Annotated in this window: 18 protein-coding genes; all 18 read right to left on the reverse strand. The window is 68.1% G+C overall.

All coding sequences use genetic code 11. The features are described from left to right. Window positions 1–6: 6 nt before the first annotated feature. Window positions 7–1,008 carry a copper resistance protein B gene (locus J5837_RS13165; RefSeq protein ID WP_210537225.1) on the reverse strand — a complete coding sequence of 334 codons (1,002 nt, stop codon included), beginning with the start codon at window positions 1,006–1,008 and terminating at the stop codon, window positions 7–9. Then, window positions 1,005–2,870 carry a copper resistance system multicopper oxidase gene (locus J5837_RS13170; RefSeq protein WP_210537226.1) on the reverse strand — a complete coding sequence of 622 codons (1,866 nt, stop codon included), beginning with the start codon at window positions 2,868–2,870 and terminating at the stop codon, window positions 1,005–1,007. The genes J5837_RS13165 and J5837_RS13170 overlap by 4 nt, the downstream gene beginning before the upstream one ends. Before the next feature lie 120 nt (window positions 2,871–2,990). Further along, complete coding sequence (locus J5837_RS13175) at window positions 2,991–3,440, reverse strand: CopL family metal-binding regulatory protein (RefSeq protein ID WP_210537227.1); 450 nt, start codon at window positions 3,438–3,440, stop codon at window positions 2,991–2,993. 105 nt (window positions 3,441–3,545) lie between these two features. After that, window positions 3,546–3,989: an excinuclease ATPase subunit gene (locus tag J5837_RS13180; RefSeq protein ID WP_210537228.1), complete on the reverse strand. Its 444-nt coding sequence runs from the start codon at window positions 3,987–3,989 to the stop codon at window positions 3,546–3,548. 41 nt (window positions 3,990–4,030) lie between these two features. Beyond that, entirely contained in the window at window positions 4,031–5,302 is a 1,272-nt protein-coding gene (locus tag J5837_RS13185; protein WP_210537229.1) for a beta-ketoacyl-ACP synthase, read from the reverse strand. Next, window positions 5,299–6,033: a 3-oxoacyl-ACP reductase FabG gene (gene fabG / locus J5837_RS13190; RefSeq protein WP_210537230.1), complete on the reverse strand. Its 735-nt coding sequence runs from the start codon at window positions 6,031–6,033 to the stop codon at window positions 5,299–5,301. Before fabG ends, J5837_RS13185 begins: the two co-directional genes overlap by 4 nt. Window positions 6,034–6,041: 8 nt before the next feature. After that, complete coding sequence (locus tag J5837_RS13195; RefSeq protein ID WP_210537231.1) at window positions 6,042–6,515, reverse strand: hotdog family protein; 474 nt, start codon at window positions 6,513–6,515, stop codon at window positions 6,042–6,044. Further along, complete coding sequence (locus J5837_RS13200; protein WP_210537232.1) at window positions 6,515–7,702, reverse strand: beta-ketoacyl-ACP synthase; 1,188 nt, start codon at window positions 7,700–7,702, stop codon at window positions 6,515–6,517. Before J5837_RS13200 ends, J5837_RS13195 begins: the two co-directional genes overlap by 1 nt. After that, complete coding sequence (locus J5837_RS13205; protein ID WP_210537233.1) at window positions 7,699–8,256, reverse strand: DUF3261 domain-containing protein; 558 nt, start codon at window positions 8,254–8,256, stop codon at window positions 7,699–7,701. Before J5837_RS13205 ends, J5837_RS13200 begins: the two co-directional genes overlap by 4 nt. Beyond that, window positions 8,244–9,479: an NAD(P)/FAD-dependent oxidoreductase gene (locus J5837_RS13210; protein WP_210537234.1), complete on the reverse strand. Its 1,236-nt coding sequence runs from the start codon at window positions 9,477–9,479 to the stop codon at window positions 8,244–8,246. Before J5837_RS13210 ends, J5837_RS13205 begins: the two co-directional genes overlap by 13 nt. Beyond that, the gene (locus J5837_RS13215) at window positions 9,476–11,827 is read right to left on the reverse strand and encodes an MMPL family transporter (RefSeq protein ID WP_210537235.1); all 2,352 of its coding nucleotides are present in this window, start codon (window positions 11,825–11,827) and stop codon (window positions 9,476–9,478) included. Before J5837_RS13215 ends, J5837_RS13210 begins: the two co-directional genes overlap by 4 nt. Continuing rightward, window positions 11,820–12,434 (reverse strand): outer membrane lipoprotein carrier protein LolA, encoded by a 615-nt coding sequence (locus tag J5837_RS13220; protein ID WP_342345547.1) that lies wholly within the window; start codon window positions 12,432–12,434, stop codon window positions 11,820–11,822. The genes J5837_RS13215 and J5837_RS13220 overlap by 8 nt, the downstream gene beginning before the upstream one ends. Further along, complete coding sequence (locus J5837_RS13225) at window positions 12,431–12,853, reverse strand: acyl-CoA thioesterase (protein WP_210537236.1); 423 nt, start codon at window positions 12,851–12,853, stop codon at window positions 12,431–12,433. The genes J5837_RS13220 and J5837_RS13225 overlap by 4 nt, the downstream gene beginning before the upstream one ends. Further along, a complete protein-coding gene (locus J5837_RS13230; protein WP_210537237.1) occupies window positions 12,840–14,384 on the reverse strand; it encodes an HAL/PAL/TAL family ammonia-lyase in 1,545 nt (514 codons plus the stop codon). The genes J5837_RS13225 and J5837_RS13230 overlap by 14 nt, the downstream gene beginning before the upstream one ends. Beyond that, window positions 14,377–15,315 (reverse strand): lysophospholipid acyltransferase family protein, encoded by a 939-nt coding sequence (locus J5837_RS13235; RefSeq protein ID WP_210537238.1) that lies wholly within the window; start codon window positions 15,313–15,315, stop codon window positions 14,377–14,379. The genes J5837_RS13230 and J5837_RS13235 overlap by 8 nt, the downstream gene beginning before the upstream one ends. Beyond that, window positions 15,312–16,046: a glycosyltransferase family 2 protein gene (locus J5837_RS13240; protein ID WP_244755984.1), complete on the reverse strand. Its 735-nt coding sequence runs from the start codon at window positions 16,044–16,046 to the stop codon at window positions 15,312–15,314. The genes J5837_RS13235 and J5837_RS13240 overlap by 4 nt, the downstream gene beginning before the upstream one ends. Before the next feature lie 20 nt (window positions 16,047–16,066). Then, window positions 16,067–17,755: an ApeI family dehydratase gene (locus J5837_RS13245; protein WP_210537240.1), complete on the reverse strand. Its 1,689-nt coding sequence runs from the start codon at window positions 17,753–17,755 to the stop codon at window positions 16,067–16,069. Continuing rightward, a complete protein-coding gene (locus J5837_RS13250) occupies window positions 17,748–18,299 on the reverse strand; it encodes a COG4648 family protein (RefSeq protein ID WP_210537241.1) in 552 nt (183 codons plus the stop codon). The genes J5837_RS13245 and J5837_RS13250 overlap by 8 nt, the downstream gene beginning before the upstream one ends. Between the last annotated feature and the right edge of the window lie 9 nt (window positions 18,300–18,308).

The raw sequence follows: 18,308 nt of genomic DNA on the forward strand, positions 1-18,308 counted from the left end.
GCCGGGTCAGAACCAGGCGCGGACGCCAACGACAAACCGCGTATCGCTGGCGCCTTCGCCTTCCTCACGGCGCAGGTCGGCGGTATTGCCGAACGCGCGTTCGTGGACCACGCCGATGTACGGCGCGAACCTGCGGCTGAACTCGTAGCGCAGGCGCAGTCCGGCTTCCGCCGTGCTCAGTCCCGAACCGATGCCGCGCGCCGGATCGTCCTTACCGTACAAGTCGACTTCGACCAGCGGCTGCAGGATCAGGCGATTGGTCAGCAGCAGCTCGTATTCGACTTCGAAGCGCGCCGCGGTCTGGCCGCGTTCGCCGACGTATGCCGTCGCCGAGACTTCGAACTTCTGCGGCGCAAGCCCCTGCACGCCGAACGCAGCAAAGCTTTGCGAATCACCGGGCTTGAAGTCGTGGCGCACGCCGGCGACCACGTCCCACCAGGTCGAAACGCTGCGCCCGTAGAGCACTTCGATGTCGGCCGACTCGGTGTGCCCGTCGACGCGTTCGCCTTCGCTGCGCCACCACAGGCGGTCCAGGTCGGTGCCGATCCAGCCCTGCCCTTCCCAGGCCAGGCCTTTGCCGGGATCGGCGTCCCAGCCTTCCAGCCGGTTGAGCAACGAGTAGCTGTGGATCCCGTTGTCGAGATGCGCCATGTGCCCGCCGGGAGGCTGGGCGGCGGCGCGGTCGGCGTCGGTGATCGGGGGAATCGGCGTACGCGGTTGCTCGGGCGCCATCGCTTCGTCGTGCTGCATGCCCGGCATCGACGAATCCACCGGCATGCCCGACATGTCGTGGCCCATTGCCGCGTGATCCATTTTCGAATGGTCCATCGGCGCCGGTTCGTCCTCGGGTTCGGCCTTCTTCTTCGCGGGGTCCGTTTCCGTCGGCTTCGGCGTTTCAGGCATGGCCATTTTCGAATGATCCATCTTCGAATGGTCCATCTCCTGCGCCGCCACCGGCCATGCGGAAGCCAACGCGATGCACAGCAGGCTGGTCTTCAGGGCGTTCATGCGATGCCCTCCCCGACCTGTACGGTGCGCATCATTCCGGCTTCCATGTGGTAGAGCAGGTGGCAGTGATAGGCCCAATGGCCGAGCGCGTCGGCGCGCACGCGATAGCTGCGCCGGCTGCCCGGCGGCATGTCGACGGTGTGCTTGCGCACCATGAACTCGCCGTTGTCGTCTTCCACGTCGCTCCACATGCCGTGCAGGTGGATCGGATGGGTCATCATCGTGTCGTTGACCAATACGATGCGCAGCCGCTCGCCGTAGTTGAGCCGCAGCGGCGCGGCTTCGGAGAATTTCTGCCCATTGAAGCTCCAGGCGAATTTCTCCATGTGTCCGGTCAGGTGCAACTGGATCTCCCTGCCCGGATCGCGGCCGTCCGGATCGTCGAACAGGCTCTTCAGCATCGAGTAGCTGAGCACGTTGCGGCCGTTGTCGCGCAAGCCGTTGCCCGGGTCGTCCAGACGCGAACTGACGCTCATGGCCTGGCCGTCGACCAGCGGGTTGCGCGTCTCGCTGGCCGGATGGGTCACGCCGCCATCGGCCTGGTCCGCGCCGGGCGTCGAAGCGGCCATGTCGTGGCCTGCGTGCGGGTCGGCGCTGGCCGGTTCCTGTTCCGAACCATGGTCCATCCCGGCCATGCCCATGCTCGCGCCGCAGCTCATCTCCGCGCCCTTGCCGCCGGACATGTCCATGCCGCCGTGGGCCATGCCCATGTCCTGCATGGTCAGCAGCGGGCGCTTGTCGACGGACGGCACCGGTGCGCGCAGGCCTTCGCGCACCGCCAGCGTGCCGCTGACGTAGCCGGTACGACCGGCATCCTGGGCGAAGATGGCGAACGCATCCTGCCCGGAAGGTTCGACGATGACGTCGTAGGTCTCCGCCGGCGCGATACGGAACTCGTCCACCGTCACCGGATGCACGTACTGGCCGTCGGAAGCGACCACGGTGAGCTTCAGACCGGGGATGCGCACGTCGAAGTAGGTCATCGACGAGCCGTTGATGAAGCGCAAGCGCACCTTTTCGCCGCTGCGGAACAGGCCGGTCCAGTTGCCCAGCGCGGTGGTGCCGTTCATCAGGTAGGTGTAGGTGTTGGCGTTGACGTCCGACAGATCGGTCGGCGTCATCCGCATCTGGCCCCACATGCGCCGGTCGGCCAGCGTGGCTTTCAGCCCGTCCTGTTTCGCATCGCGCAGGAAGTCGCCGACGGTGCGCTTGTAGTAGTTGTCGTAGCCGGCCATCTTCTTCAACCGGGAGAACAGCGCGGTCGGATCGAGGTCGGTCCAGTCGCTGAGCATGACCACGTAGTCGCGGTCGTAGGCGAAGGGTTCCGGCGCGATCGGATCGATGATCAGCGGACCGTACAGGCCGGCCTGTTCCTGGAACGACGAATGGCTGTGGTACCAGTAGGTACCGCCCTGGTTGACCGCGAAGCGGTAATGGTAGGTCTCGCCGCGGTCGATGCCGTCATAGCTCAGGCCGGGAACGCCGTCCATGTTGGCCGGCAGGATGATGCCGTGCCAATGGATCGAGGTTTGCTTGCCATGGATCGAGCCGGCGGGCAGCACGTTGCTGACCCGCAGATTGACGGTGGTGCCTTCGCGCCAACGCAGGATCGGCGCCGGCAACGAGCCGTTGACGGTGATCGCCGGCCGCAGGCGGCCGGTGAAATCCATCGGCGTTTCGCCGATGGCCAGGTCGAACTCGGTCCCCGAGAGGACGTTGGCATAGCCGGGGCCTTTCAACGCCCAGCTGCGCTTGGGCCACAGACCCAAGCCCAGTGCCGCGCCCCCCGCGGCCAGGCCCTGCACGAAACGGCGGCGCGACAATCCGCGCGGAATGCCGGAATCGGATGAATCGGAAAACATGTGAACCCCACTGCAAGCGTCATGAGATGCCGCTCGAACGCGGCCATATCCATGGACCGCAACCGGCGCAGGCCGGATCTCGGGCATGGAGGAAAGGCACCACGGATGCCGTTTGGACGCTTAGCCGATGGGAGGTCGGACCAGGTGCGGCAATGCGGGATCCGCATGGCCGGCGGGCATCGGATGCGCGACATCCGAATGCGGGGAAACGAGGGCGAACGCGATCATCGCCGGAAGCGCGGCATGTGCCGCCTGCATGCAGGCGCACTGGCAAGTGCCGCCCTTGCAGCAATCGGGAGTCGTCGGCTTGCCCTTGCCGTGGCTCGCATGAGCCGGCGACTGCATGGCGACATCGGGCGAAGCGGTTTTCGCCGTCGTCTGCGCCATGTCGTGGCAGGGGGGCGTCTCGCCCTGCACGGACGAGGTTTCCAACGCCGCGGAAGTCGCCATGGGTGCGCCTTCCGACATCGTGGCCCGCATCATCGTCACGGACGCCGCTGCCGCCCCTGCCCCATTCAGGACCAGGACGAGGATCAGCACTACACGCAACAGGGCGGACCACGGACTCATAGGCCTACTTTACTCCAGCCCCGCCGCTACAGCCATCCACGCCGCACAGGGCGGTTCAGGACCCGCCCCCGTGCGGCTCCCGCTCGCCGCGGGAGCCGACCGGACTTAGTTGCCGACTTTCGCGTAAGTGCCCTTCATTGCGATGCCGGACATGATGTTGCCCGCATGGCATTCGTAGTTGGTCGCACTGCGGAATTCGTTCTTCTTGAAATAGCTAACCATGTCGACCACGGCATTGGCGCCCTTGGCCTTGGCCGAGTCCTGGAACGCCTTAAGCACCGACAGCATCACCCAGCGGCAGGCTTCTTCGTCGGATTTACCCACGCCATTGGTCCTCTTGTTGGAAACGCCCTCACCCATCCGCGAAGCCACCGCAGGCGTCTTCTGCCCCGCCAGGTAGAAACGGACGCTGCCATCGATGCCGGCGGCCTTCGCTTCCTGCGAGGAAAGCAGATCCTGCAACGGCAGCTCGATGCGTCGATCCGCGGCATTCGCATGTGGTGCTGCGATCATCAACGTCAACAAACCCGCAATCGCTACCTTCTTCATGCACAACTCCTTGAGGTCAATGGAACGTCGGAAATACCGGATCAATCGCGCCAACGACGGAAGATCAACGAAGTGTTGATCCCACCGAAGGCGAAGTTGTTGCTCATCACGTACTCGGTCTGCAGCGCCCTGCCCTCGCCGGCCACGTAGTCCAGTTCGGCGCAACGCGGATCGACGTTTTCCAGGTTCAGGTTCGGCGAGAACCAGCCTTCGCGCATCATCTCGATGCTGGCCCAGGCTTCCAGCGCGCCGCAAGCGCCCAGGGTGTGGCCGACATAGCTCTTCAACGAGCTGAACGGCACGTTCGAACCGAACACTTCCGCCGTCGCCCGCGATTCGGCGATGTCGCCGTGCTCGGTCGCGGTGCCGTGGGCGTTGACATAGCCGATCGCCGACGCCGGCAGTCCGGCGTCTTCCAGCGCCAGGCGCATCGCCTGGGCCATGGTTTCCGAGCTGGGCTGGGTCACGTGCTGGCCGTCGCTGTTGGTGCCGTAGCCGACTACTTCGGCGACGATGTTCGCGCCGCGCGCACGCGCATGCTCCAGATCCTCGAGGATCAGCGTGCACGCGCCTTCGCCCAGCACCAGGCCGTCGCGGTTGGCGTCGAATGGCCGCGGCGTGGCCTGCGGCTCGTCGTTGCGTACGCTGGTGGCGAACAGGGTGTCGAATACCGCCGCGGCGGTGGCATCGAGCTGCTCCGAACCGCCTGCCAGCATGGCCACCTGCTTGCCGGCGCGGACGGTTTCGTAGGCCGAACCCACGCCCTGGCTGCCCGAGGTGCAGGCGCTGGACGTGGTGATGATGCGACCGGTCAGGCCGAAGAACACGCCGATGTTCACCGGCGCGGTGTGGCTCATCATCTTGATGTAGGTGGTGGCGTTGATCCCGGCGGTGGTGTGCTCGTTGAGCATGCGGCCGAAATCGCCGATGGCCGAATGGGTGCCTGCCGAGGAGCCGTTGGCCACGCCGACGCGCCCGCTCTTCAGCAGCGGATCGCCGAGCAGGCCCGCCTGCTCCAGCGCCACCTCGCTGGCGCGCACCGCCATCACCGCAACCCGCCCCATGCCGCGCATGGTCTTGCGGTTGTAATGCGGCGGAAGTTCGAACGGCTGCGCCGGCGCGGCCAGTTTGGTATTGAGGCCGTCGTAGATGTCCCATTCGTCGATGCGCCGCACCGCGTTGCGGCGCTCGCGCAGGCGCTGGAACATCGCCGGCCAGTCATTGCCGATGGGGCTGATCGCACCGGCGCCGGTCACCACGACGCGCCGCCTGCCTGCCTGGTCGAGGATTGCCCGATCAAAGATTGCGCTCATCCGATGAGCCCGCCGTTCACCGATATCACCTGCCGGGTAATGTAACCCGCGGGCTCCGACAGCAGGAAGCACACCGCCGCCGCGACTTCGTCGGGGCGGCCCAGTCGGTTCGCCGGAATCAGTTTCAACGCATGTTCGACGACCTCTTCGCTGAGCATCTCGGTGTCGATCAGCCCCGGCGCGACGCAGTTGACGGTGATGCCGCGGCTGGCCAGCTCCAGCGCCAGTGCCTTGGTCGCGCCGATGATGCCGGCCTTGGCCGCGCTGTAGTTGGTCTGCCCGCGGTTGCCGACCAGGCCGGACACCGACGACAGGGTCACGATGCGGCCGGGTTTGCGCCGGCGCACCATCGGCATCACCAACGGGTTGAGCACGTTGTAGAACGCGTCGAGGTTGGTATGCACCACCGCGTCCCAATCCTCGCCGCTCATCGCCGGGAAGGCCGCGTCGCGGGCGATGCCGGCATTGCAGACCACGCCGTAGTAGGCGCCATTCGCGGCGACGTCGGCCTGCAGCGCGGCGGCCGCGGCGGCGCGGTCGGCCACGTCGAAAGCCAGCACGCGCGCTTCGCGCCCGGCCTCGCGCACCTGCGCGGCCACCGCTTCGGCCTCGTCGACGCGGCTGCGGCAATGCACGACCACGTCGAAGCCCTCGCGCGCGGCGCGCAGGGCGATGGCGCGGCCGATGCCGCGGCTGGCGCCGGTGACCAGCACCGTCGTGTCTGCACTCATGTCGCCGCTCACGTTTGGGTATTCCCCATGGTTCCGGTTTCCAGATAGGCCGCGGCATCGCCCGGTTCGAACACCGAGACATTGGCCGTGGCCAGCGTTTCCCCGCCTTCGACGATGCGGCAGGCGAACATCCCCAGCCCATTGTCGCCCAACAGCTCGCAGCGCGCCTCCACCTGCAGCAGGCTTCCGCTGCGGAAATGGGTGCGCGCGCATTCGTAACGACGGGTGCCCAGCAGGAAGCCGATGGTCGGCGCGCCGCCGCCCGCGCGCGCCTTGCAGCCCGCCCACGCGGCGATGGCCTGGGCCATGTATTCCAGCCCGACCCAGCCCGGCACGCCTTCGGCATCGTGGAAGATGCTTTCATCCGGCACGCGCAATTCGACCAGGATCGATTCGGCATCCCAGTCCAGCACGCGATCGATCAGCAGCAAGGTGCCGCGATGCGGCACCACGCGCTCGATCGGTTCGATTCGTTTCTCCATCAGCCTGCTCCGAACATCAGCACGGCATTGCTGCCGCCGAAGGCGAAGGAATGGCTCAGCACGTGGCGCAGCGGACGCCCGGCGCGTTCACCGGGGCGGGCGAAGGCCAGCGCCGGCAACGTCGGGTCGGCCTCACCGTCCCACCAGTGCGGCGGCAGCAAGGCATGCGGATTGCGTGCGATGGACAGCCAGCACAGCGCGGCCTCGACCGCGCCCGCAGCGCCCAGCGTGTGTCCGGTCAGCGGCTTGGTCGAACTGACCGGCACGCCCTGCCCCACGCTGGCGGCGACCACCTGGCTTTCCATCGCATCGTTCTGCGCGGTGGCGGTGCCGTGCAGGTTCACGTAGTCGATGTCGCCGGCCCGCAGGCCGGCTCGCGCCAGTGCCTGTTCGACCGCGACGACGGCCATCGCGCCGTGCGGGTCGGGCGCGGAAATGTGGTGGGCATCGGCGGTTTCGCCCCAGCCTGCCAGCCGTACCGGACCGGGCTCGCGGGTCAGCAGGAACAGCGCCGCGCCTTCGCCGATGTTGATGCCGTTGCGCCGTTGCGAGAACGGATTGCAGCGCTGCGCCGAGACCGCTTCCAGCGCGCTGAAGCCGGCGATGGTGAACGCGCACAGCGAATCCGCGCCGCCGGCGATCACCGCATCGGCGATGCCCGCGCGCAGCAGCCGCGCGGCCGATGCCAACGCCTTGGCGCTGGACGAACAGGCCGTCGACACCGTCCACGCCGGCCCGCGCGCGCCGGATTCAGCGGCCAGGAATCGCGAAGGCGCGCCGATCTCCTGCTGTGCGTAATGGAACCGCGCCGGCCATGGGCCTTCGGCATGCCGTTGCGCCATGACCGCTTCGGTTTCGCCGATGCCGGAGGTGCTGGTGCCGAGCACCACCGCGACCCGGTGCGCGCCGTAGCGGGCGATTGCCTGTTCGCAGCCCGCGCGGATCTGCGCATAGGCCATGCGCAGCAGGGCGTTGTTGCGGCTGCGCAGCGGCAATGGGCAATCGGAAAGATCGGCCAGCACGCCGGGCACCTCGCCGACCGCCAGCGGTCGCCCCGGCGACCAGCGTTCGCTGACCGCGACGCCATGCGGCCGGTCGTCGGCGAACAAGGCACGGCCCACCGCGTCGAGACCGTCGCCCAGTGCGCAGGTCACGCCGGCTTCGTTGAGGTACACCGATGCGTTCAAGGCGAAGCTTCCGTGCCGGATGCCGATTCGATCTGCAGGCGGTAGCCTTCGGCCAGGTTTTCCAGCGTGGCGTTGCCGTTCGCCGCGTCGCCGCTGCTGCGCAGCCAGACGTGTCCTTGGTGCTGCAGGCTGCGCTCGCCGTCGCGTTCTTCCAGCGTCCAGCCGGAGGGCAGCGCCGCGCGGATCGCTTCGGTCGGCCACAGCACGAACTGCAGGTCGTCGAGCACGCGTTCGCCACGCACCGCCGGCGGCAGCCATGGCGCGCGCTGTTCCCGCAGTTCCTTTCCGTCCCAGCTGAGGCGCACGCCGGACTGCCCCATCGCCTGCACCAGCAGGCGCACTTCGTCCGGATCGGCCTCCAGCAGCGCATCGAGGTCGCGCTGCTGGGTACCGAATGTGAAATGCAGGCGCTGCTGCAGCGACAACGACTTGCCCAGCGCCGCCGGCGGCAGCCGCAACGGCGGCAGCTCGACCTGCGGGCGCGCCACCGGCCCGCGCGACGCACACGCGGCCAGCAGCAGACTGGCGAATGCGAGCACGATCAGGCGGCGCACAGCTCCTCCAGCACGCGCATGCGCCGGCCGCTTTCGTCGGCGACATACGGATTGTCGGTGTCCCAGGCGTAACCGGCCAGGATCGAGCAGATCATCGCCCGCACCTCGGGCTGGGCCTTCTCGAAATAGATGATCTTCTGGAACCCGCCCTGGTACCAGGCCTCGACGAAGCGGCGGAAGGTCTTGACCCCGGCGCGCAGCGGAATGGAGAAATCGGCTTCCCAATCGACGCTTGCGCCCGCGTACTTGCGGCGCAGGCATTCGGCGGCCAGTTGCGCCGATTTGAACGCGATGGTCACGCCGGACGAGAACACCGGATCGAGGAATTCGCCGGCATTGCCCAGCAACGCGTAGCCCGGCCCCCACAGCGAGGCGACGTTGGCCGAGTAGCCGACGATCTGCTTCGCCGGCATCACGCCCCACTCGGCCTTGGCCAGCAGCCGCGACAGGTTCGGGTCTTCGCCGACGATGGCCTGCAGGCGTTCGAGTTCGCTGCCGGGGTAACGATCGAGGAACTCCCGTTCGGCGACCACGCCCAGCGAGCAGCAGCCGTTGGAGAACGGAATGGTCCAGTACCACACGTCGACGTGCTGCGGGTGCGTGGTGATCAGGATCTTGTTGCGGTCGAAATCCGACTCGGGCGGAATGTTGTCGCGCACGTGGGTGAAGATCGCGCCGCGCACCGGGAAGTTGGACGGCGACTCCAGCTTCAGCAGGCGCGGCAGCAGGCGGCCGAAACCGCTGGCGTCGAGGATGAAGTCCGCCTCGATCACGTACTCCCCGTCTTCCGGCGCGCGCACGGCGACGCGCGGACGTTCGCCCGGCTCGACCGCCAGCACCTCATGGCCGAAGCGCACCTCGGCGCCCATGCGCTCGGCGCCCTTCGCCAGCAGATGGTCGAAATTGGCCCGCTGCACCTGGTAGGTGGTGCCCCACCCCGGCGAGAACTTGTCGCGGAAATCGAACTCGGTGCGCCTGTCGCCATAGGCGAAGGCCGCGCCGTTCTTGTACTGGAAGCCGGCCTCGACCACGTCCTGCAACAGGCCGGCCGCTTCGATGTATTCCATGCTCTGCGGCAGCAGGCTTTCGCCGATGGAGAAGCGCGGGAACCGTTCGCGCTCGACGATCAGCACCTTGCGCCCCTGCTGGCGCAGCATCGCCGCGGCCACCGAGCCGGCGGGGCCTGCGCCGACGATCAGGATTTCGGTCGTTTCCTTGTTCATTCCAGGTTTCCAGTCCTTGCAGTGTGGGTGGCCGATGGCCGGAACAGCGGGGACAGCAGCCAGACCAGGCCGATGCCGAACAACAGGGTCAGGCCGAACGCGCGCAGTGCCGGCGTCGAGGACAACGCGAGCAGGCCGAACGACAGCCACGTGCTGGCCGCGCCGACGCAGACCGCGGTCCATGCGGTCGGATCGCCATCGTGTTCCAGGAGGAAGATGCCGTAGTCGATGCCCATGCCCAGCAGCAGCAACAAGGCCAGCACGTTGAACAGCTGCAGCGGCTGGCCCAGCCAGCCGAGGGCGGCCACGGTGATCGCGCCGGCCAACAGCGTCGGCAGCATCACCCGCCACGCGTTGCCGCGGTAACGCCACCACAGCAACGCGAACACCAATGCCGCACCGGCCAGCAACAGGCCGCCCATCAGGCGCCGGTAATGGCGCAGCAGGGAAGAGAAATCGGCGGTGCGGTCGACCCAGCGCACGCCGGGCAGGCCTTGCGCCTGCGCCGGCAGGGTCGTCGCCGCGTTGGATGCGGTCAATCCGTCGATCATCACCACGCTGGCCATGCCGTGGCCGATGTCGCCCAGCCACAATCGGCGGAACGGCTGGGATACCGGCGAGGCCAGCCATGCGGCGGGTTCAATCGCATCGCTTGCGAAGCCCGGCCGCTGCAAGGCTTCGCCCAGCGCGGTGCCGACCGCTGCGAGCACGGCGGTTTCCTTTTCCGCACTCAGCGCGGCGTCCTCGCGCTGACGACGCAGGGACGGCAGCCAGGTGCTGACTGCCTGGAAGCCGTGGATTTCGCCCTTGGCTTGCAGGACCTCTAGCCTCCCGACCAGGGCTTCTTCGCGTTCCAGCAGGCCCTGCGCGCTGTCGCCGCGCACCAGATAGAACTGCGCCGGGCTCGGCAAGCCCAGTACGCGGCCGATTTCGATCTGCTGCGCGATCAGCGATTTCGGTGAAGATTGCAGCGAGCGCAGGTCGTCGTCGACGTGCAATTTCGCAAAACCTGCGATCGCGGCAAGCAGCGCCACCGCCGCGAACGCCAGCCATGCCTTGCTCCGCCGCATCCGCGGCCAGCGCGACAGCGAAGCGCCGATGGCCTGCGAAAAACGCGTGGCGCGCAGTTCGCCGCGATCCAGCCACGGGAACCAGCAGATTACGGTCAGGAACGCGGCGGCCAATCCCGTCACCGAGAACAAGGCCATCTGCCGCAATCCGGGGAACGGCGCCAGGCCCAATGCGAGATAGGCCAGTGCGCTGGTCAACAGCGCCAGCCAAAGGCCGGGCAAAAGATGCCGCAGCAAGGACCAGCGTTGCGAAGCCGGACGGCCCTGCCTCGAGGCGAACCAGTGGATGCCGTAGTCCTCGGCCACGCCGACCAGGCTGGCGCCGAAGATCAGGGTCAACAGGTGCACCTTGCCGAACACCATGGCAGTCACCGACAACGCCGCGGCGCAGCCGACCAGCAGAGAGGCGGCAACCAGCAGGATCGGCCGCAACGAACGGAACGACAGCCACACCAGCAACAACACCGCCGCCAGCGAGCCCCAGCCGATGGTGTTGATTTCGCGGTTGGCCTGCGCCGCAGCGGCTTCGGCGTGCAGTGGCACGCCGGCGCGCAGTACGCGCAGGCCCGGCACGGTGGCCTGCGCTGCGCCGGACGCGGCGTCCAATGCTTCCTGCAACGGGCGCGACCCGTCCAGCCGGAACGCCGAATCGCGGGTTTCGAACTGTAATGCTAGCCAGTAACGGCCTTCGGCCTGCAACAGACCGTCCTCGCCGACCTGCATGCCGGAAGCCGCCGCACGCGCCTGCCACCACTGCGGCCACAGACCCAGCGGGTCGTTGCGCCATTCGGTCAGGCGCGGCGCACCGACCGGACCGTACAGCGCCGCCAGCGCGTTTTCGGCCAATGCCTCCGCCGGCGTGGCGCGCAGTTGCCGGCGTTGCTCGTCGGTCAGCAGGCGATCGCGATACGGCGCGTAGAAGCGTCGCGCCGCGTCGAACCAGTCCTGCGCCGCGCCGTTTCCGCGCAAGGATTGCGCCGTTGCGATGCGTTTGCGGAAGGCGGCCTCGGCGGCATGCGCCCGCTCCGGCGTCTCCGCACCGAGCAGTACCACGACCTGGCGGGCGCTGGCGTCGGCGATGCGACGGGTGACGTCGGCCAGCTCGGCGTCCTGCGCTTCCTGCGGCAACAGGGCCAGCACATCGCTGTCCAGCCGCGATTCGTGCCAGAAACGCCATTGGTGCCAGGCCACCGCCAGCACGAGCAACAACCACGCCCATGCCAGCCAGCGCCAGCGACGCCGGAAATGCGCTTCCCCCTGGCCCGACGCGTCAGTCAAGGCGCGCGGCCTCTTCGCGGCTCAGTTGCGCCGGCGTTTCGGCCAAGGCGGAAAAATCCAATACCGTCGCGTCGCCGCTGGCTTCGACGATGCGCGCTTCGCGCACGTAGCGGTCGCCTTGCAGATCGATGCGGGCGAAGGCCTTGGCCAGCGCAGCGGATTTCGGCGTCAGCGACAGCTTCCAGCCCTGCCCCGGCAATGCGGTCGCCTGCGCTTCGAAGCGAGCGGCCAGGCCCTGCAGGTCGCCCGCCACGAGCGCCAGCATCATCTGGTTGACTCCGCGCAATGCGGGTTGCCGGCTGCCGTCGAGTTCGACTTGGCGACTGCCGTCGCGCTGCACGCTGTAGATGCGATCGCGGGTGACCACGACTTCCGACGGAAAAGGCTTCAGCGTGGTCCAGATCACGCCGCGGTCGCGCGCCAGCACGAAGCGGCCCTGCGAGCGCAACGGGCTCTTGAACCCGGCGACCCGCTTTTCCTGCACGAACTCGCCGCGCAGCACCGCCACCTTGGCCACGCGCTGCTGCACCATCGCCAGGCCGGTGTCCGCGGCTTGGGCCGCGAAGGAGGCCAAGCCGATCAATACGAATGCCAGGATCCGTTTCACGCCGGCCGCACTCCCAGCTTTTCCCACAGCACCGGCGGGCACACATACAGCATCTCGCCCGAAGCCGCATCGACCGCGACCTGGATGGTATGCGCGCGGGTCAGCACCTCGCCGCTGGCGGCGTCGGCGATGGCGTATTCGATCTTCATCCGGTTTTCCCACTCGACCAGCGCGGCGCCGACCTTCAGCGGCTGGTTGTAGCGCAAGGGACGCACGTACTTCACCCTTGCGTCGACCACGGGCCACAAATAACCCGACTCGAGCATCTGCGGATAGTCGTAGCCAAACTGCTGCAGCAGCGCGCAGCGGGCGATTTCGAAGTACTTGAAGTAGTGGCCGTGCCAGACCACCGCCATCGCGTCGCAATCGTGGAAGGCCGGGGTCAGTTCGACCTCGGCGCGGAATTCAGGCGTCTGCATACAACGTCCAGTCGCGGTTGCGGATGCCGGCCAGCAGCGCGTGCAGCTCGCCGTCCAGCGCACGGTCTTCCTCGACCAGGGCGATGCGTGCGCGCAAGTCGTCCAGCATGGTCGCCGGCGCGCCGGACAGCGAGGCCTCCGGCGCGATGTGCTGGCGCAGTTCGACGCCCTGGCGCGCCGCGACCAGCATGGCGGCGGCGACCTGCTCGGTCAGTTCGATCACGCGCAGGCAATCGCGCGCGGCGATGGTGCCCATGCTGACCTTGTCCTGGTTGTGGCATTCGGTCGAACGCGAGAACACCGAGGCCGGCATGGTCTGCTTCAGCGCCTCGGCGGTCCACGCGGAAACGCTGATCTGCAGCGCCTTCAGGCCATGGTTGATCGCCGCGCGCGGACCTTGCGACGCCGACAGGTTGGCCGGCAAGCCGTGGTTGTATCGCGCGTCGACCAGCAGGGCCAGCTGCCGGTCCATCAGGTCGGCGAGGTTGGCGACGGTATTCTTCAACGCGTCCATCGCGAAGGCGATGTGGCCGCCGTAGAAATGGCCGCCGTGCAGGATCTGTTCGCCTTCGGGGTCGATCAGCGGGTTGTCGTTGGCGCTGTTGAGTTCGGTCTCGATCAGCTGGCGCAGGAACGGCAACGCGTCCTCCAGTACGCCGATCACGTGCGGCGCACAGCGCAGCGAGTAACGGTCCTGCAGGCGCTGCTCGTTGCGCGGCGGGCGGTCGCTGTGCAGGTCGGCGCGCAGCCGTGCGGCGACGCGCGTCTGGCCCGGGTGCGGCTTGGCCGCGAACAGAACTTCGTCGTAGTGATGCGCGTTGCCGGCGCTGGCCAGGACGTTGTACGCGGTCAACCGCGTCGCCAACCGCGACAGGTAATCGGCGCGTTCGAAGGCCAGGCAGGCCAGCGCGGTCATCACCGCCGTGCCGTTCATGATCGCCAGGCCTTCCTTGGGCCGCAGCTTCAGCGGCGCCAGCCCGATCTCGGCCAGGACGTCTTTCGCCGGACGACGTTCGCCGCGATACATCACCTCGCGCTCGCCGCACAGCACCGCGGCGACGTACGACAACGGGGTCAGGTCGCCGCTGGCGCCGACCGAGCCTTCGGCGGGGATCAACGGCAGCACGTCGTGTTGCAACAACGCGGTGAGGCCCTCCAGCAATGGCAGGCTGACGCCAGACATGCCATGCGCCAGCGACGCCAGGCGCGCGGCCAGCACGGCGCGGGTTTCGGCCGCGTCGAGGAAACGGCCCATGCCGACGCCGTGGTAGGCGAACAGATGGTGCGGCAGTTCCGCAACCAGGTCCGGCGGAATGTTCACCGTGCACGAATCGCCGTAACCGGTGGTGACGCCGTAGATCACGCCATCTTCGGCCAACAGGCGGTCGAGGAAATCGGCGCCGCGGGCGATGCGCGCGCGGAACGCGGCGTTGTCCGACAACGCGGCCGTGCGTTCGCGCCGCGCCAGGGCGACGACGTCTTCGATGCGCAGCGGCGCGGCGCCGATGGCGATGGGATTCGACTCAGTCATGGGTGGGGTTTTCAGCCAGTTGATCCCAGAAGGGAAAGAAATTGAACCAGTCGAACGGCGCCTGTCGCACCTGTGCTTCCAGCCATTGTGCAAAACGCGCTGCCTGCCGCGCCAGCGCGGCGTTGCGGTCCGTGCGCGGCAGGACCACGCGTTCCTCGAAACGTTCGAAGCGGACGACATAGCCGTCGTCCCGGTGCAGGCAGGACATCGCGAACAGCGGGCAACCGAGGATCGCCGCGATCACGTACGGTCCGATCGGGAACGGCGCCTCGCGGCCCAGGAACGGCGCCCGCGCATTGCGCGTGCTGCGGATCGGCACGCGATCCCCGGCCACGGCGACGAACTCGCCGCGCGCGACTTTTTCCGCCAGCCGTATCGCGGTTTCCGGCCCCAGTTCGGTGACCTGCATCAGTTCGACCCGGCCTTGCGGCTGCATGCGCCGCGCCAGGCGGTTGAAGCGCTCGGCATGCACGGTGTGCACCAGCGCGGTGACCCGGAAGCCAGGCACGTCCTCGGCCAGCGCCTGGCACAGTTCCAGGCAGCCGATGTGCGCGGTGACGATCACCCCGCCCTGCCCCGCGGCGATCTGCGCGAGCATCGCATCGCGTTCGGTGGCCACCTTCCCCAGCGGATAACGCCCGCCGAGAGCGAGGATCTTGTCCAGCAGGGTTTCGGCGAAACGGGCGAAATGACGCAGGCTGTTCCAGGCGTTCGGCGCGGGCATCGATTCGCCAAAGCGCGAGCGCAGGCGCCGCAGGTACTCGCGCGATGCGTGGCGCGCGGTCGCGTTGGCCAGCCAGTGGCAGGTCACCACCGGATACAGGCACAGGCGGAACGGCCAGCGTCCCAGCCAGCGATGCACGCCGCACAGGAAACGGATGCCCAGCGCCGACGTCGATTCGCCGATATCGGCCCAATGCCGCGCGCTCATCGGCCGCGCCCCAGGCGCATCGCCAGCAGGCGCGGCAGCCGGCGCAACATGCCGAAGAACAAGCGCGCGTGCATGCGGCTGATGCGCACGTTGTCGGCCCACACATCGAAATGGGAAATGCCGTCGCGGGGATAGCGGACCGGCGTCTCCAGGTTCGCCACGCGCACTCCGCGCCAATGCAGGCGTACCAGGACTTCGGGGTCGAAATCCATGCGCTGGCCGATCGGCTCGGCGTCGATCAGCGGCAGCACGGCCGCCAGGGGATACACGCGGAAACCGCACATCGAGTCGCGGATGGCGAACGACAGCGTGTTGATCCAGACCCAGACATGGGTGAGGTAACGGCCGTACAGGCGGCCCTTCGGCACGCTGGCGTCGTAGACCGGTGCGCCGCAGATCACCGCATCCGGGGCGCGCCGCGCCTCGTCGAGGAAACGCGGGATGTCGCTGGCGTCGTGCTGGCCGTCGGCATCGATCTGCAGCACGTGGCTGGCGCCGCGCCGCGCGGCTTCGCGGAAGCCCGCCAGCATTGCCGCGCCCTTGCCGCTGTTTCGCGCCAGGCGCAGCAGGAACACGCGCTGCGGGTCCCGCGCGGCCAGCTCGCGCAGCACCCGCGCGCAGCTTTCGCGCGAACCGTCGTCGACCAGCAGGCACGGCACGCCGCTGGCCAGCACGCCATCGACCATCGCGCCGACCGCGTGTTCGTGGTTGTACACCGGGATCGCCACCATCGGCGTAAATAGGGAGTCGCTCACGGCGTTTCCCCGAACAACACACGTCCGCTGGCGTGGGCGCCGGCTTCGGACCGGTAACGGAATTGCAGCGCGCCCTTCTCCGGCAACCATTCCAGGCTCAGGTTCACCCGCGTACCGGGACGCAACACCTGCTGGAATTTCAGCGCCTCCATGCGCAGGAAACGCGGCGGCAACGCGAACGCCTCCCGGCCGAAACGGATCGCCCAGTCCAGTTGCGCGACGCCGGGCAGGATCGCGGCTTGCGGAAAGTGCCCATCGAAGGCCGCCAACGTCGGCGACAGTTCGAGTTCCAGTTCCGCCTGCTCTGCTTCGCGCCGCAACCATTGCGGTTCGGGCCGTTCCGGACGGAACAGCGCCGCCAATGCGGCGATGGTGGACTTGCCCTGCGCATTGACCGGCATCGTTTCCACGAAGCGCCAGCGATGAGGCCGTGCGACTGCGTCATGGCTATCGGCCAGTGCGGCGTTCAGCCGGCGCGAGAATTTCGCCGCGCCCGATTCGTCCAGGCGGACGCGCCCCTTTTCGCTGGGCACGACCACCGCCGCGAGCAGGCTGCGCGCACCCTGCAGGACCAGCACGCGCGCTTCGGCGACTTCGTCCAGGGCCTGCAACTGCCGCTCGAGCGCCGTCAGCGACACGCGGCGCTCTTCGATCTTGACGATGCGGTCGGCGCGGCCGAGCAAACGGAAGCCGCCTTCGCCGTCGGCTTCGGCGCGGTCTTCGCTGCGCCACCAGTTCCCGTCGGCGAGATGCGGGGAGGCGACTTCCAGTTGCCCATCGGCGACGCGCCATTCGACACCCGGCAACGCCCGCCACGCGTTCGCATGGCCATCCCAGCGCCGCCAGGCGATGCCGCCGGTCTCGCTGCTGCCATAGATCTCCGTCGCGGGCACGCCGAGCAGGCGCTGCACGTTCGCCGCCGCATCGGCCGGCAAGGCGCCGCCGGAGGAAAACACCGCGCGCAGCATTGGGCGCGCGCCGGACCAGTCCAGGGTCTCCGGCAACCGCTTCAGGTGCGCGGGACTGGCGACCAGCACGCTCGGCGCCTTGGCCAGCTCGGCCTGCATTTCTTCGGGGAAGAACAGTCGTGGCGCGACCGCACGACCCGCGGCCAGCGGCCACAAGGCGCGGAACAGCAGGCCGTAGATGTGCTGGTGCGAGACGGTGCCGTGGACGATGGCGTCGCCGAGACCGGGGCCGAAGCTGGCTTCCAGCGCTTCGACTTCGCGCGCCAGTTGCGCCAGCCGCTTGTCGATGGCGGCGGGTTCACCGCTGGAGCCGGAAGTGAACACGACCAGGCGCGCGGCGTGCTCATCGAGCGGCGTCCTGGCGAACGTGGCGTCTTCGGCTTCGGACCCATGCAATGGCGAGCGGTCCGCAGGCATGTCGCCAACGAAACCGTCGACGTGGCCGGACACGGCATCCAGCGTCTGCGGCAGGTTGTCGCCGCACAGGTACACCGTCTTGCCGGCGTGCCAGGCGCCATACAGGCAGGCGGAAAAATCGAAAGCATCCTCGCGATACAACGCCCAGCGCAGGCCGGCTCGCGCAGAGAACGCAGCCTGCCAGGCGTCGACGCGGCGGCACCACTCGGCATGGTCGCGTCGCTCGCCGCCACCGACGGCGACGAGGCGCCCCGCGATCGGCGCCACGGCCGCGCGATCCAGCGGCAGCCACTCAGCCATGCGCCTGCCCCGCCATCACGCGCCGGCGCACCAGCCATTCACCGGCGAACAGCAGCCCCATCAGCAGGTAAGCGATGAAACCGTTGTACAGCGCCCAGGCGCGGTCGTTGGCGTACAGCGCGGTAGCCAGCGCAATCAGCCCGTTGAACAAGAAGAATCCGCACCAGACCTGGGTGACGCGTCGCGTGTAGGCCACGCCGGAAGGCGGCAATTGCGGATGGCGCAGGCGCGCCAGCCGTTCCACCACGGTCGGCGGATAGCGCAGGCTGATGCCGAATACCGCCAGCAAGGTCGCGTTGACCAGCACGGGGTACAGCTTCAGCGGCAGCGCATCGTTCAACAGCGTGGTCAGCACCGCCAACGCGCCGGCGCCGGCCGCCGCAACCAGCCATACCGGCTCGCGCGCGGTCGCCGCGCGCAGCAGCGCCAGCGCGAACAGCAGCAGCGCCAGCCAGCGCGGCTCGAAGCGTCCCAGCGCCAGGTAGACCAGTAGCGGATAGGCCAGCGACAGCAACAGGACCAGGGTGGCGCGAACGCGGCTCAAGCGACCCCC

Origin of the sequence: Pseudoxanthomonas helianthi (assembly GCF_017939625.1) — a bacterium.
Taxonomy (GTDB): Bacteria; Pseudomonadota; Gammaproteobacteria; order Xanthomonadales; family Xanthomonadaceae; genus Pseudoxanthomonas_A; species Pseudoxanthomonas_A helianthi.

Coding starts and splice junctions, on each gene's coding strand:
- J5837_RS13165 (WP_210537225.1), bottom strand. CDS start 1,008: ATGAACGCCCTGAAGACCAGCCTGCTGTGCATCGCGTTGGCTTCCGCA.
- J5837_RS13170 (WP_210537226.1), bottom strand. CDS start 2,870: ATGTTTTCCGATTCATCCGATTCCGGCATTCCGCGCGGATTGTCGCGC.
- J5837_RS13175 (WP_210537227.1), bottom strand. CDS start 3,440: ATGAGTCCGTGGTCCGCCCTGTTGCGTGTAGTGCTGATCCTCGTCCTG.
- J5837_RS13180 (WP_210537228.1), bottom strand. CDS start 3,989: ATGAAGAAGGTAGCGATTGCGGGTTTGTTGACGTTGATGATCGCAGCA.
- J5837_RS13185 (WP_210537229.1), bottom strand. CDS start 5,302: ATGAGCGCAATCTTTGATCGGGCAATCCTCGACCAGGCAGGCAGGCGG.
- fabG (WP_210537230.1), bottom strand. CDS start 6,033: ATGAGTGCAGACACGACGGTGCTGGTCACCGGCGCCAGCCGCGGCATC.
- J5837_RS13195 (WP_210537231.1), bottom strand. CDS start 6,515: ATGGAGAAACGAATCGAACCGATCGAGCGCGTGGTGCCGCATCGCGGC.
- J5837_RS13210 (WP_210537234.1), bottom strand. CDS start 9,479: ATGAACAAGGAAACGACCGAAATCCTGATCGTCGGCGCAGGCCCCGCC.
- J5837_RS13225 (WP_210537236.1), bottom strand. CDS start 12,853: ATGCAGACGCCTGAATTCCGCGCCGAGGTCGAACTGACCCCGGCCTTC.
- J5837_RS13230 (WP_210537237.1), bottom strand. CDS start 14,384: ATGACTGAGTCGAATCCCATCGCCATCGGCGCCGCGCCGCTGCGCATC.
- J5837_RS13235 (WP_210537238.1), bottom strand. CDS start 15,315: ATGAGCGCGCGGCATTGGGCCGATATCGGCGAATCGACGTCGGCGCTG.
- J5837_RS13240 (WP_244755984.1), bottom strand. CDS start 16,046: ATGGTGGCGATCCCGGTGTACAACCACGAACACGCGGTCGGCGCGATG.
- J5837_RS13245 (WP_210537240.1), bottom strand. CDS start 17,755: ATGGCTGAGTGGCTGCCGCTGGATCGCGCGGCCGTGGCGCCGATCGCG.